Here is a 13,008-nt window from a genome sequence, read left to right on the forward strand (position 1 = left end):
TAAATGCTCTAGCTTTGTGTGTTATTGTTAGATCCCAAAACCAAGGTAACATGGTTGGAACGTTTTCTAATTCTATGTGCTCTTCCCTGTGGTGCGGGACGCAGTCTTTTCAACATACTTCCTCCATCCACTCTGATTTCCTTAACAAAAAGTTCGGCTTCCTCAACACTGGCGTCTTCATTCTTGGATTGCCAGTTCGCTATTGCGGATAACAATAACTTCTCCAATCTACGAGATGATTCCTTTTGGTTGAATTTCAAAATAGCAAGCGCTTTCTCCACTCTTACACCTCTTACCAAATCCGCCACCAAGCGCATTTTTCTAGGGGAAGTAGGGCAATTATTCAACTTTGCAAACGCTATTTGCTGTTTTTCTGCCTTAATTCTTTCGGCCATTTGTTTTTTACGAACTCCCATAGCTTACTTTTTTCCTTTATTTTTTGCTCCAGCATGCCCCCTAAAAGATCGTGTTGGAGAAAATTCACCTAATTTGTGGCCAACCATGTTCTCTGTAACAAAAACAGGTACAAACTGCTTACCATTATGAACCGCTATTGTCTGACCTACAAAATCAGGAGTAATCATAGAAGCTCTAGACCATGTCTTAATGACTGCCTTTTTCCCAGATTCAACATTTTGTTGGACTTTTTTATCCAAACTATAGTGAACGTAAGGTCCTTTCTTTAATGAACGTGCCATTTCTTTCTACTTTTTATTTCTTTCTACGTTCTAAAATATACTTGTTGGTACTCTTGGTCTTGGAACGGGTCCTGTAACCTTTTGCAGGAATTCCGCTTCTAGATCTAGGATGGCCTCCGGAAGCCCTACCTTCTCCACCTCCCATGGGGTGATCAACAGGGTTCATCGCTACCGGTCTTGTTCTTGGCCTTCTTCCCAACCATCTACTTCTACCGGCCTTCCCTGACACCAATAACTGATGATCGGAGTTGGATACCGCACCTATAGTGGCCAAACATTCAGCTAAAATCAATCTGGTTTCACCAGATGGCAATTTAATGGTAACAAACTTACCTTCCTTTGCCATTAATTGGGCAAATGTACCAGCACTTCTTGCCATTACCGCTCCCTGTCCCGGACGTAGCTCAATTCCCGAAATGATAGTACCCAAAGGTATTTCTCCCAAAGGAAGCGCGTTTCCGATTTCTGGAGCAACCCCGGTGCCCGAAGATACTTCCTGCCCAACCTGTAAACCGTTTGGAGCAATTACATATCTCTTTTCGCCATCGGCATACACCAATAATGCTATAAAAGCTGTTCTGTTGGGATCGTATTGTATCGAATCAACGGTTGCAGTAACATCCTGCTTATCCCTTTTGAAATCGATAACACGATACCTTCTCTTATGACCTCCACCTTTCTGGCGTATGGTCATTTTTCCTTGACTGTTTCTACCTCCCGACTTTTTTAACGGAGCAAGCAAGCTTTTTTCCGGCTTATCAGTAGTAATGGCGTCAAATCCGTTTACTACTCTAAAACGCTGCCCGGGAGTGATTGGTTTTAATTTTCTAACTGACATTTTTTGTCTTTATAGATTACTGTAAAAATCAATAATATCCCCTTCCGCTACATCAACAATGGCTTTTTTGAAACCACTTGTCTTTCCGTGCTGTACACCGGTCTTGGTGTAGCGCGACTTGCGGGAAGGACCATAATTCATTGTTCGAACTTTATCGACAGAAACACCATAAGTTGTTTCCACTGCTTCCTTTATCTCAATTTTGTTGGCCTTTGGATCAACAAAAAAACCATAACGATTGTGCAACTCGCTATCAGCAGTCATTTTTTCCGTAATAATTGGCTTTATCAACACACTCATGGTTCGCTTATTTTATTAAGTTCGATTCGATTCCTTCCAAAGAACCTTCCAACAACACTAGGCTGTTAGCATTTAATATTTTGTAAGTGCTTAATTCTGAGTTAGTTATAACCTCAGAACGCTCTAAATTGCGTGAGGACAAATATACGTTATTATTTGAATCGCCCAACACAATAAGGGATTTTTTATTCTCCAAGCCCAAAGACTTCAAAAATTGCTTAAAATCCTTAGTTTTTGGAGTCTCAAAATTGAAATCCTCGACCACCATTATAGCATTGTCCTTGGACTTTAATGTCAAGGCGGACCTTCTGGCCAAACGCTTAACATTTTTGTTCAATTTTTGCTTGTAATCCTTTGGTCTTGGACCAAAAATACGTCCACCACCCCTAAACACCGGAGACTTGATACTACCCGCACGGGCGGTACCTGTTCCCTTTTGCTTTTTGATCTTTCTTGTACTACCTGCTATTTCTGCACGCTCCTTGGATTTGTGCGTACCTTGTCTTTGGTGTGCCAAATATTGTTTAACATCCAAATAAACAGCATGATTGTTTGGTTCTATTGCGAATACAGCGTCTGAAAGCTCTACCTTCCTACCTGTTTCTTTTCCCTTGATATCTAAAACTGCTACCTTCATTACTTCTCAATAGTTACGTAAGCGTTCTTATGACCGGGAACACAACCTTTTACTACTAAAAGGTTCTTTTCCGGAACAATCTTTAATACTCTTAGGTTCTGAACGGTAACCCTATCGCTACCCATTCTCCCGGCCATTTTCATACCCTTAAAAACCCTTGCAGGATATGAGGCGGCACCGATGGAACCCGGAGCCCTCAACCTGTTGTGCTGACCGTGGGTGGATTGACCAACACCGCCGAAGCCGTGTCTTTTAACTACACCTTGAAAACCTTTACCCTTAGAGGTACCGATTACATCAACAAATTCTCCTTCCACAAAAAGATCTACTCCAAGAGTATCCCCCAATTTGTGCGCACCTTCTTCAAAATACCTGAATTCAACGACCTTTTTCTTAGGAGAAGCTCCTGCTTTCTTAAAGTGGCCCGTAGCCGCTTTGTTAGCACGTTTTTCTGCCTTGTCATCGAAACCAAGCTGAAGGGCATTGTACCCGTCCACCTCTTCGGTTCTGACTTGGGTAACTACGCATGGTCCAGCTTCGATTACAGTACATGGAATATTTTTTCCATTTTCATCGAAAATGCTGGTCATACCTATCTTTCTTCCTATTAACCCAGACATATTTATAATTGATTATTAATTAATTACTATTTAACTTATCGACAAAAAAACAGGGTCAAAAAATAATTCAACCCTGAATATTTTTTTTCCGTTTTTCCTTCGCGAAACGCTCGGGACATGTCTTTCATAATTTCGAATTATGAATTCCGAAATCGGCACTATACCTTGATCTCCACCTCAACACCACTAGGAAGTTCCAACTTCATTAGGGCATCGATGGTTTTTGACGAAGAGCTATATATATCCAAAAGTCTTTTGTAAGAACTTAATTGGAACTGCTCCCTTGCTTTTTTATTTACGTGCGGTGAACGCAAAACCGTAAATATTTTCTTATGGGTAGGCAAAGGAATAGGGCCAGTTACCACCGCACCTGTAGTCTTTACCGTTTTTACGATCTTCTCAGCAGATTTATCTACCAAGTTATGGTCGTACGACTTTAATTTTATTCTAATTTTCTGACTCATCTTAGTACGATTTAAGCTGTTAATCCTTTTGCTTTCTTAATAACCGCTTCCGAAATATTGGAAGGAGTCTCAGCATAATGTGAAAATTCCATTGTTGAAGTTGCCCTACCTGAAGACAACGTTCTTAAAGAAGTTACATATCCGAACATTTCGGACAATGGCACCTGGCCTTTGATCACTTTGGCCCCTGCCCTGTCATCCATATTGGTCACAGTTCCCCTTCTACGGTTCAAGTCGCCCACTATATCCCCCATGTTTTCTTCGGGAGTTAACACCTCCAGTTTCATGATAGGCTCCATTATTATTGCTCCTGCAGCCTTACCAGCAGCTTTATAACCCATTTTCGCAGCCAATTCAAAAGATAGTGCGTCGGAATCCACAGGGTGGAATGACCCATCCTTTAAAATCACCTTCATTCTATCCATTTCAAAACCGGCCAATGGTCCATTCTTCATAGCGGCTGCAAATCCTTTTTGAACAGGTCCCACAAATTCTTTTGGAATACGACCACCTTTAATTTCATCCACAAACTGTAAACCGGTTCCAATAAAATCATCATCGGCCGGCCCCATCTCAAAGACGATATCACCAAATTTACCACGGCCACCGGATTGCTTTTTATAAACCTCCCTATGCGAAGCAGTTTTGGTCAATGTCTCCTTGTACTCCACCTGTGGCTCACCTTGGTTCACCTCAACCTTAAACTCACGTCTTAAACGATCAACAATAATATCCAAGTGAAGTTCACCCATACCAGAGATAATAGTCTGTCCAGATGCTTCATCGGTTTTTACCTGGAAAGTAGGATCTTCTTCTGCCAATTTAGCCAAAGCCATACCTAATTTATCCACATCCACCTTAGTTTTGGGCTCAACCGCGATCCCGATAACCGGATCAGGGAAGTTCATACTTTCCAAAACAATTGGATGTTTTTCATCGGACAAGGTATCCCCTGTCTTAATATCCTTAAAACCTACAGCTGCACCTATATCCCCAGCTTCAATAAAATCTACCGCATTTTGCTTATTGGCATGCATTTGGTAAATTCTGGAAATACGCTCTTTGTTACCTGAACGATTGTTCAACACATAAGAACCTGCATCCAATCTACCTGAATACGCCCTGAAAAATGCCAAACGACCAACAAAGGGATCCGTAGCAATCTTAAATGCCAAGGCCGCAAACGGCTCCTTAACACTTGGCTTTCTAGACTCTGGTTTCTCCGTGTCAGGGTTAGTACCTGTAATCGCTTCCTTATCCAATGGAGAAGGCAAATAGCGACAAACGGCATCCAATAAAAATTGAACCCCTTTATTTTTAAAGGAAGAACCACATATCATAGGTATGATACTCATATCCATAACCGCAGCCCTTAAAGCAGCGTGAACTTCATCCTCAGTAATGGAATCCTCATCCTCGAAGAATTTTTCCATCAAAGTCTCATCATACTCGGCAACAGCTTCTATCAATTCAGCTCTGCGTAACCTAACCTCCTCTTTCATATCTTCCGGAATAGCAACAACATCAAAAGTTGCTCCGAAATTATCCTCGTGCCATACAATAGCCCTGTTTTTCACCAAATCCACAATACCTTTAAAGTCTGCCTCATCTCCGATAGGCAAAACAATAGGCACTGCATTGGATCCCAACATCGTCTTAACTTGTTGGTTGACCATTAGGAAATCAGCTCCCTGACGGTCCATTTTGTTTACGAAACCAATACGGGGAACTTTATAATTATCGGCCAATCTCCAGTTCGTTTCAGATTGTGGCTCAACACCATCAACTGCACTGAACAAGAATACCAAACCATCCAATACACGTAAAGAACGGTTTACTTCAACCGTGAAATCCACGTGGCCAGGGGTATCTATTACGTTAAAGTGGTAGGATTGTGCATCTGCTGTCGGCTCTGCATTCTCCATAGGAAAAACCCACTCACAAGTTGTAGCAGCGGAAGTAATCGTAATACCACGCTCCTGCTCTTGCTCCATCCAGTCCATAGTGGCAGCACCATCATGAACTTCACCAATTTTATGACTCACACCGGTATAAAACAAGATACGTTCTGTCGTAGTCGTTTTACCTGCATCGATATGAGCAGCAATCCCAATATTTCTTGTTAATTTTAAATCTCTTGCCATTTCTGCTTATTAAAATCTAAAGTGGGAGAATGCTTTGTTTGCCTCTGCCATTTTATGGGTATCCACTCTTTTCTTAACTGCAGCACCTTCTTCTTTTGCTGCAGCCAAAATCTCTCCTGCCAATTTTTGCGACATCGCCTTTTCGTTTCTCTTACGGGAATAGCTGATAAGCCATTTCATAGCGGTTGAAATCTTACGATCCGGTCTGATCTGCATGGGAATCTGAAATGTAGCCCCACCTACCCTTCTACTCCTTACCTCAACATGTGGCATAACATTGGACAGCGCATCTTTCCATAGCTCCAATGCGGTTTTTTCATCATCTGTCTTTTTCTCCTGTACGATATCTATAGCATCGTAAAAAACTTTAAAGGCAACCGACTTCTTACCATCCCACATCATCATGTTAACAAAACGGGTCACCAATTGGTCATTAAACCTTGGATCCGGTAAAAGTGGTCTCTTTTTTGCCTGCTTTTTTCTCATTTCTTCTTTTTGAGTTAATGGTCAACGGCCATACATTAAAAGCATTACTACCTTTAATATGCGACTTTTAACAAATTTTTACTTCTTAGGGCGTTTTGCTCCGTATTTAGATCTTCGTTGCGTCCTTCCAGCAACACCTGCTGTATCCAAGGCACCCCTAACGATATGATACCTAACTCCCGGCAAATCCTTTACCCTTCCGCCTCTTACTAATACTATCGAGTGCTCTTGTAAATTGTGACCCTCACCTGGTATATAAGCGTTAACTTCCTTCCCATTGGTTAACCTTACCCTAGCAACTTTACGCATTGCAGAGTTTGGTTTCTTAGGAGTGGTAGTATAGACACGCGTACATACACCTCTTCTCTGAGGACACGAATCCAAAGCAGCCGATTTACTCTTCTTAGTAATCGTGACTCTTCCTTTTCGTACTAATTGTGAAATTGTTGGCATACTATTTTTGTATAATAAAAACTTAACCCCTCTTTTAAGGGCTGGCAAATGTAGTAATTATTCACAATAATTCAAACCCTGCGCAATTTATTTTTATAATTTTTATACGCAACATATTCATTAGCCTAAAATTAGATTTAATTGCGTCCTATTATATGGACTCAGAACAAGCATAATTCATTAACGGGGTCACAAAATTTAAAATAAACACATACAGGGAATAAAAACAGTAAAAATGCCCATCCACTAATTAATTTCTAGTATTCTCCGCTAATACCAATAAATAATGCAATCAAAATCCTTAATTATACCATAAAATAGCGATTATTGCGAATATGTCAATATATTAACTTATTTTTTGAGTAAAAATCCTACAATAAAGTCAGATACTTGTTTTAAATATAAAAATACCAAGTATATATGTGTATTTAATTCAATTTTTAGCTCAATAATGGATTATTTTAACATTTTTTTATTATGCGTGCATAATAAAATTGTCTAAAAAGTTGTTTTATTAACAGATATTTAGGAATTTTGCCGTTGCTAATTCAAATAAACATAAAATGAAAACAAAGTTAAGTGGAATCTTAACGCTATTTCTAGCGTTGATTGTGCAAATCTCCTTTGCACAGGAAAAAACGATTTCAGGTACGATTACGGACCAAGACGGTCTCCCTCTACCTGGAGTAAATATCCTTGTAGAAGGTACGACTACCGGTACCCAATCGGATTTTGATGGACTTTACACTATCAATGCCAATGTTGGAGAGGTACTGGTGTTCTCTTATATAGGACAAAAAAATGTTAAAATGACGGTTGGTGCCAGCAATACCATCAACGTCCAAATGGAGGAGGACGCACAAGCCTTGGAAGAGGTGGTGGTTACGGCCTTTGGGATCAAAAGAAAGCCCAAGTCCTTAGGATATTCCGTCGCATCCGTAAAATCGGAAGAAATAACGGAGAATTCCGAACCGGATCTTATCCGTTCCCTTAATGGTAAGGTACCAGGGGTAAACGTTAACGTCTCCACAGGTGTTGCCGGAGCGGCCAACAAGATCAATATTAGGGGAACAACTTCATTTCAGGGAGGAAATCAACCGCTATTTGTTGTAGATGGCACTCCTTATAGCAATGACGAATTGGAAACTTCCGATCAGGTTACCGACAGCGGAGGTAGTTATGAATCCGGGATATCTTCCTTGGATCCCAACAACATTGCAAGCGTTGAAGTACTAAAGGGAGCTGTTGCAGCTGCACTTTATGGTTCAAGGGCCGTTAACGGGGTCATTGTTATCACGACAAAATCAGGTCAGACCAGCGGATTTTCAAATAAAAAATTCGAAGTATCCCTTAATAGTGGACTTTACTTCGAAAAAATAGCCAACCTCCCGGAATACCAGAATACCTACGGTAACGGAACCAACTTTAACTACAATAATGCAAACGGCTCCTGGGGTGCAAGATTCGATTCCATGGAAACCATTCCTACATGGCCGAATTTACTTAACGCGTTTCCAGATCAATTTGGACCCACTGTACCCTATGTAGCACAACCTAACAATGTTAGGGACCTGTTCCGTACCGGAATTGTCCAGGACAACTCCATTAACGTTAGCACGGCAAATGAAAATTCCAATTTCAGCCTTACCCTTTCCAACCTGGATCAGGAAGGATACATCCCTTATAATTCGTACAGAAGGACCAACATTTCCACAGGGGGAAACTTTAAACTGGAAAACGGATTAAGGATCGGGGCCAATTTAAGCTATTCGGATAGTGAGCAGGTTGGTGCCTTTTTTGGTGAAAACCAATTTGCCGGAGCGGCTTCCTCTTTTGCAAGAACCCTTGTATTGGGAAGAACATGGGATATGAGCCTCCCCTTTGAGGATCCGGTAACCGGGGCATCCATTACACCAGTCGGTGGTTTTGACCACCCTATGTGGTCTTGGAAACACAACCAGATTATAAGTAGTGTAAATAGAACCGTTGCCAATGTGAATTTTTCATATGATTTTAATGACCATATTAATGCCAGATATCAATTGGGCATTAACAAGTATGATCTGGGCCGGGTCGAAATTACGGACAAAGGTTCCAGGGCCGCTGAAGGCATTGGCCAGGTAAGAACCCAAGATTACAATAGTGAAGAAATTGAATCTACCTTCCTATTGACCTTTAACTATGATCTGAACCAGGACTTGAACCTAAACTTTATGGTCGGGAACAACGTAAACCAAAAATCTACCCATGATGTTGGCTACACCGGTAAAGGCCTAATCGCCGATGATATATTTACCATTAAAAATACGGCGAATGTAACCGCAGATTTTAATGACACTACCCGCAAAAGAATAGTGGGTGTTTTTGGAGATTTAGGGCTAAACTATAAGGATTATCTGTTCTTGAACGCAACAGCTAGAAATGACTGGTCTTCAACATTGCCATTAAACGACAACAGTTTCCTATACCCCTCCGTTTCCACATCCTTTATTTTTACGGATGCTTTGGGCATTGGCGGCAATATCCTTAACTATGGTAAAATTAGAGGGGGATGGGCCAACGTTGGCCGTGATGCGGATCCCTATCAGATCAACAAAGTTTTTGGCCTAGGGGATGTATATGCAGGACAACCCGTTGTCTTTGTACCCGCTACATTGGGGAATCCCGATTTGGTTCCTGAAAACACCGAAGAATTCGAAATTGGTGCCGATCTGGAATTTTTCAATAGACGGTTTATGGTTGATTTTTCATGGTACCAAAAGACCACCACCGACCTTATCTCCGAGGTAAATGTTCCTACATCTACCGGTTATACCTCTTTCCTGACGAATATAGGGGAAATGGAAAACACGGGTGTGGAGGTAGGATTGACATTGATACCTGTTAGAACCGATAATTTCAGCTGGACCTCCTTTACTTCATTTACAAAAAATAAAAATGAAGTAAAAGAATTGATCGATGGTTTGGAACGATTTCCTATAGATGTAAACCAGGTCGCCTATGTTCAAAAAGGACAACCCTATGGTGTTTTTTACGGCACGGCTTTCGCAAGGGACACAGAGGGCAACTATCTTATAGAAGAAGGTGGCGGAGGTATTCTGCAGGCCACTTCTGATGCGATAATTGGGGACCCAACTCCCGATTTTAAAATTGGTTTTATCAACACCTTTAAATATAAAAGTCTTAGCCTCAGGGCCCAAATAGATTGGAAAGAAGGTGGGGATATTTCTTCCTCCGGTTTGGATGCCTTATTGGGCAGGGGAGTCACCAAGGATACGGAAGATAGGGAGCGAACCTTTATCATTCCGGGTTTCTACGGCAACCCTACTACGGGCGAAGCCATATTGGACGGGTCTGGAAATAAAATTCCAAATACCACCCAAGTTACTATGAACAATTTGTATTTCTCGCCAACGACCAACAGTAATACCTTCGGGATCAATTCCGTGGATGAAGCGTCTATTTATGACGGAACCGTATATAGGCTAAGGGAGGTTGCATTGGCTTACGATCTACCCAAAAAGTTTCTTGAAAAAACATTTATTGGTTCTTTATCCATCGCCCTAATTGGTAATAATTTATGGTATTTTGCACCAAATGTGCCCAAATATACCAATTATGACCCAGACGTGACAGCCTATGGATCATCCAACCTACAAGGTATCGAAACTCAATCTGCCCCAAATTCCAAAAGATATGGTTTTAAGATTAACGTAACATTTTAATAAAAAGAACTATGAAAAATATATATAAAATAAATCTAGGGGGCTATAAGGTCTTGGCTGTGATGCTGGTGTCCCTATCCCTCCTAAATTGCAGTGATTATCTGGATGTGAACACAGACCCCAACAATCCTACGGTAGCTCCCTTGGATCAATTATTGACCAATGTTGAAACCAATTTTAACGATATCACCGAATTTGAACTTTTTTCGGCGGAGATTCTTTCTGCCTATGTCCATCAATTTGTGTATCGGGAAGAACAGGATCAATACGGAACCAAACAAGATAATTCAACCATACAGAATTCTTGGGACAATGCCTATTCCGTATTTGGTGAAACCAATATCATCATCAACCAGGGCACCGAGGAAAATGAAATGATCATGGTAGGTATGGCAAAAATTATTAAAGGATATACAGCAACCATTATTGTAAACATATGGGGCGATGCTCCATTTTCGGAAGCGGCCCAATTGGAAAATGGCGTTGTAAGCCCGGCATTCGACAGTCAAGAGGAAATCTATCAAAATGCCTTGGCATTGATCGATGAAGGCCTTGCCGACATTAATAGTGGTCAAGGGCAGAATCCTGGCACCCAGGATCTATTCTATGGTGGTAGTATCCCTCAATGGAACAGGTTTGCAAATACCCTTAAACTAAAGTTATATAATGAGATTAGATTATCAGGCCTGTTTGATGCCGGCAAATTAAATACTTTGATTGCCGCTGATAATTTTATGTCCGGGATCGCCGATGATTTTGAATATCCCTATTCAACAACCCAGTCCCCTTCGGAAGAGAGAAATCCTTTATACACCGATTCTTATTTGACCGGACAGGCAACGCATTATGCCAGTCCTTGGTTTTATGAAATTCTAAAAGGTTGGAATCCCAATATCCATAATGGGATCGTGGATCCTAGGCTCCCTTACTATTTCTTTAATCAATTGACTGCAGGAGAATTACCTCCAGATGTTGGGGACCCAACAACAGGTGATCCAAAAGCGGATTATTGGGATGCAAGTACAGGATTCCATACCATTAGATTTGGCAGTGTAGGCCCCAATAGGGATTTTGCATCAAGAAATTCCACTACCTACCCGGGTATTTATGTTTGTGGAGGTAGGTATGATGATGGTGAAGGTGGAGATGCGGACACCAATGCCGGAACCGGTGCCGCTCCCCACAGAATACTGACATATCATGAATTTTTGTTCATTCAGGCAGAATTAATGCAGGCAGGCTTAATTTCTGGAGATGTAAGGGCTAAATTGGAGGAAGCGATAACGGCTGCCTTTGCAAAAGTAGATCAGGTAGTCAGCAATTCCGAAACGGACCAATCAGTTCCCAAACTTATTGGATCCACTGAAATAACCGATTTTATTGATGGTATATTGGCCGAATTCGATTCCGCTTCCGACGAAAAGAAAATGGAAATCATCATGACCCAGAAATGGGTATCCACCTTTGGTGATCCTTTTGATCAATACAACGATTACCGAAGAACCGGATTCCCTGTATTGGCAAATCCTGTAGGACCTTCACCAGAATATCAATTGAACAATGGGGATGCCTGGCCTTTGGACGACAGCGAAACTACATTGACAAGACCATTTCAGGTGTCATTATTCTGGCCACAGGCCGAATTGAACGTTAATGAAAATGCACCTGCCCAAAAAGATGCAACAACGTATAAAATATTTTGGGACAACTAATCCATAAAATTCATATCATGAAAAAAATATATAATTTAACCCTCTTTTTAGCACTATTTGCGCTAATGATGTCCTGTGATGATGATGGGGGAGATTCAAAACTAATTTTAGAAAATGGTGCATTGCCCAATTTAACATTGGCTGAAGGTAGTCCAGAGTTCATTGTCAATACAACTTTTGCAGATCTTGAACTTCAGTTTACCGTAGATCTAAGTGTGGGCGACCCCCAATCCTTTGATTTAAAAGCACTTTATAAAACTGTTGATGGCGCAATTTACGGGCCTGTTACCATGGATGCCAATGTAACGAGTTTTCCTAAGGATTATGTCATCACAGGTTCTGAAGTTATTAGTGCCTTTTCTGAAATTGGTTCAGCATCGGATATGAATGCCGGAGACAATGTAATGTTCTATCCAGCTTTCACTATGAAGGACGGGACCGTATTGGAAACCTTAAATGCCAAAGGTGAGCCCAATTACTATGCCGCAGATTTTAATCAGATCGCAGGTAACACTTATTTCCTATCTTATGCCGTAACTTGTGCCCCGCAACCGGGCACCTATAGAATTGAAATGCATGACTCTTTTGCCGATGGATGGCAAACTAATGATGGAAATGGCGGAAATGGACTACAATTGATCTTGGATGGTGTAATTACAGCGGAAGTTGGATTGTGCAATCCATACGTGGACAGTCCGTACGACTGTGTAGGCGATTTTACCGATGGTACGGCAACCGTTACCATTCCTGAAGGAACCGAAGTGGCCGTTTGGCAATTTCCCGGTGACCAATATGGCGAAATCAGCTTTGAAATCTATGGTCCAAATGATGAACTACTTTTGGAATCAGGTGTTGGGGAAGCAGCTGGAGGCCCCTTGACCGTAATTCTTTGTGCCGAATAATAAAGTATCAGTATTTTACTTTTTAAAAC

Annotated in this window: 13 protein-coding genes; 3 read left to right on the forward strand and 10 right to left on the reverse strand. The window is 41.2% G+C overall.

The genetic code is table 11. The features are described from left to right. Positions 1 to 8: 8 nt before the first annotated feature. From rplV to rpsL, 10 genes are all read right to left on the reverse strand, one after another. Positions 9 to 416, reverse strand: a complete 408-nt coding sequence (rplV, locus tag D0S24_RS12170; RefSeq protein WP_117020124.1) for a 50S ribosomal protein L22 — start codon at positions 414 to 416, stop codon at positions 9 to 11. Between the two features lie 3 nt (positions 417 to 419). Continuing rightward, positions 420 to 698, reverse strand: coding sequence for a 30S ribosomal protein S19 (rpsS, locus tag D0S24_RS12175; protein WP_026810026.1), 279 nt, complete (start codon positions 696 to 698; stop codon positions 420 to 422). A 13-nt stretch (positions 699 to 711) separates the two neighbouring features. Further along, positions 712 to 1,536, reverse strand: a complete 825-nt coding sequence (gene rplB / locus D0S24_RS12180; protein WP_117020125.1) for a 50S ribosomal protein L2 — start codon at positions 1,534 to 1,536, stop codon at positions 712 to 714. Between the two features lie 9 nt (positions 1,537 to 1,545). Further along, positions 1,546 to 1,836, reverse strand: a complete 291-nt coding sequence (gene rplW / locus D0S24_RS12185) for a 50S ribosomal protein L23 (protein WP_117020126.1) — start codon at positions 1,834 to 1,836, stop codon at positions 1,546 to 1,548. A gap of 7 nt (positions 1,837 to 1,843) precedes the next feature. Next, the gene (gene rplD / locus D0S24_RS12190) at positions 1,844 to 2,473 is read right to left on the reverse strand and encodes a 50S ribosomal protein L4 (protein ID WP_117020127.1); all 630 of its coding nucleotides are present in this window, start codon (positions 2,471 to 2,473) and stop codon (positions 1,844 to 1,846) included. Then, positions 2,473 to 3,093: a 50S ribosomal protein L3 gene (gene rplC, locus D0S24_RS12195; RefSeq protein WP_117020128.1), complete on the reverse strand. Its 621-nt coding sequence runs from the start codon at positions 3,091 to 3,093 to the stop codon at positions 2,473 to 2,475. Before rplC ends, rplD begins: the two co-directional genes overlap by 1 nt. Positions 3,094 to 3,251: 158 nt before the next feature. Further along, positions 3,252 to 3,557 carry a 30S ribosomal protein S10 gene (gene rpsJ / locus D0S24_RS12200; RefSeq protein ID WP_010230113.1) on the reverse strand — a complete coding sequence of 102 codons (306 nt, stop codon included), beginning with the start codon at positions 3,555 to 3,557 and terminating at the stop codon, positions 3,252 to 3,254. 11 nt (positions 3,558 to 3,568) lie between these two features. Further along, the gene (gene fusA, locus D0S24_RS12205; protein WP_117020129.1) at positions 3,569 to 5,701 is read right to left on the reverse strand and encodes an elongation factor G; all 2,133 of its coding nucleotides are present in this window, start codon (positions 5,699 to 5,701) and stop codon (positions 3,569 to 3,571) included. Positions 5,702 to 5,710: 9 nt separating this feature from the next. After that, positions 5,711 to 6,187, reverse strand: coding sequence for a 30S ribosomal protein S7 (gene rpsG / locus D0S24_RS12210; protein ID WP_117020130.1), 477 nt, complete (start codon positions 6,185 to 6,187; stop codon positions 5,711 to 5,713). Between the two features lie 78 nt (positions 6,188 to 6,265). After that, positions 6,266 to 6,640 carry a 30S ribosomal protein S12 gene (gene rpsL, locus D0S24_RS12215; protein WP_031445118.1) on the reverse strand — a complete coding sequence of 125 codons (375 nt, stop codon included), beginning with the start codon at positions 6,638 to 6,640 and terminating at the stop codon, positions 6,266 to 6,268. A gap of 563 nt (positions 6,641 to 7,203) precedes the next feature. Here rpsL and D0S24_RS12220 point away from each other — a divergent pair. Genes D0S24_RS12220 through D0S24_RS12230 form a run of 3 tightly spaced genes read left to right on the forward strand, consistent with a single transcriptional unit; the run spans position 7,204 to position 12,979 of the window. Then, positions 7,204 to 10,365 (forward strand): SusC/RagA family TonB-linked outer membrane protein, encoded by a 3,162-nt coding sequence (locus D0S24_RS12220; protein ID WP_117020131.1) that lies wholly within the window; start codon positions 7,204 to 7,206, stop codon positions 10,363 to 10,365. A gap of 11 nt (positions 10,366 to 10,376) precedes the next feature. After that, positions 10,377 to 12,077 carry a SusD/RagB family nutrient-binding outer membrane lipoprotein gene (locus tag D0S24_RS12225; RefSeq protein WP_117020132.1) on the forward strand — a complete coding sequence of 567 codons (1,701 nt, stop codon included), beginning with the start codon at positions 10,377 to 10,379 and terminating at the stop codon, positions 12,075 to 12,077. A gap of 17 nt (positions 12,078 to 12,094) precedes the next feature. After that, positions 12,095 to 12,979, forward strand: a complete 885-nt coding sequence (locus D0S24_RS12230; protein ID WP_117020133.1) for a hypothetical protein — start codon at positions 12,095 to 12,097, stop codon at positions 12,977 to 12,979. Positions 12,980 to 13,008 lie beyond the last annotated feature (29 nt).

The organism is Arenibacter sp. P308M17, from assembly GCF_003426735.1.
Lineage (GTDB): Bacteria > Bacteroidota > Bacteroidia > Flavobacteriales > Flavobacteriaceae > Arenibacter.

What these genes read in the sequence shown, in the direction of transcription:
- D0S24_RS12230 (WP_117020133.1), top strand. Translation starts at nt 12,095, where the DNA reads ATGAAAAAAATATATAATTTAACCCTCTTTTTAGCACTATTTGCGCTA.
- D0S24_RS12225 (WP_117020132.1), top strand. Translation starts at nt 10,377, where the DNA reads ATGAAAAATATATATAAAATAAATCTAGGGGGCTATAAGGTCTTGGCT.
- rplV (WP_117020124.1), bottom strand. Translation starts at nt 416, where the DNA reads ATGGGAGTTCGTAAAAAACAAATGGCCGAAAGAATTAAGGCAGAAAAA.
- rpsG (WP_117020130.1), bottom strand. Translation starts at nt 6,187, where the DNA reads ATGAGAAAAAAGCAGGCAAAAAAGAGACCACTTTTACCGGATCCAAGG.
- rpsS (WP_026810026.1), bottom strand. Translation starts at nt 698, where the DNA reads ATGGCACGTTCATTAAAGAAAGGACCTTACGTTCACTATAGTTTGGAT.
- D0S24_RS12220 (WP_117020131.1), top strand. Translation starts at nt 7,204, where the DNA reads ATGAAAACAAAGTTAAGTGGAATCTTAACGCTATTTCTAGCGTTGATT.
- rplD (WP_117020127.1), bottom strand. Translation starts at nt 2,473, where the DNA reads ATGAAGGTAGCAGTTTTAGATATCAAGGGAAAAGAAACAGGTAGGAAG.
- rplC (WP_117020128.1), bottom strand. Translation starts at nt 3,093, where the DNA reads ATGTCTGGGTTAATAGGAAGAAAGATAGGTATGACCAGCATTTTCGAT.
- rpsJ (WP_010230113.1), bottom strand. Translation starts at nt 3,557, where the DNA reads ATGAGTCAGAAAATTAGAATAAAATTAAAGTCGTACGACCATAACTTG.
- rpsL (WP_031445118.1), bottom strand. Translation starts at nt 6,640, where the DNA reads ATGCCAACAATTTCACAATTAGTACGAAAAGGAAGAGTCACGATTACT.
- rplW (WP_117020126.1), bottom strand. Translation starts at nt 1,836, where the DNA reads ATGAGTGTGTTGATAAAGCCAATTATTACGGAAAAAATGACTGCTGAT.
- fusA (WP_117020129.1), bottom strand. Translation starts at nt 5,701, where the DNA reads ATGGCAAGAGATTTAAAATTAACAAGAAATATTGGGATTGCTGCTCAT.
- rplB (WP_117020125.1), bottom strand. Translation starts at nt 1,536, where the DNA reads ATGTCAGTTAGAAAATTAAAACCAATCACTCCCGGGCAGCGTTTTAGA.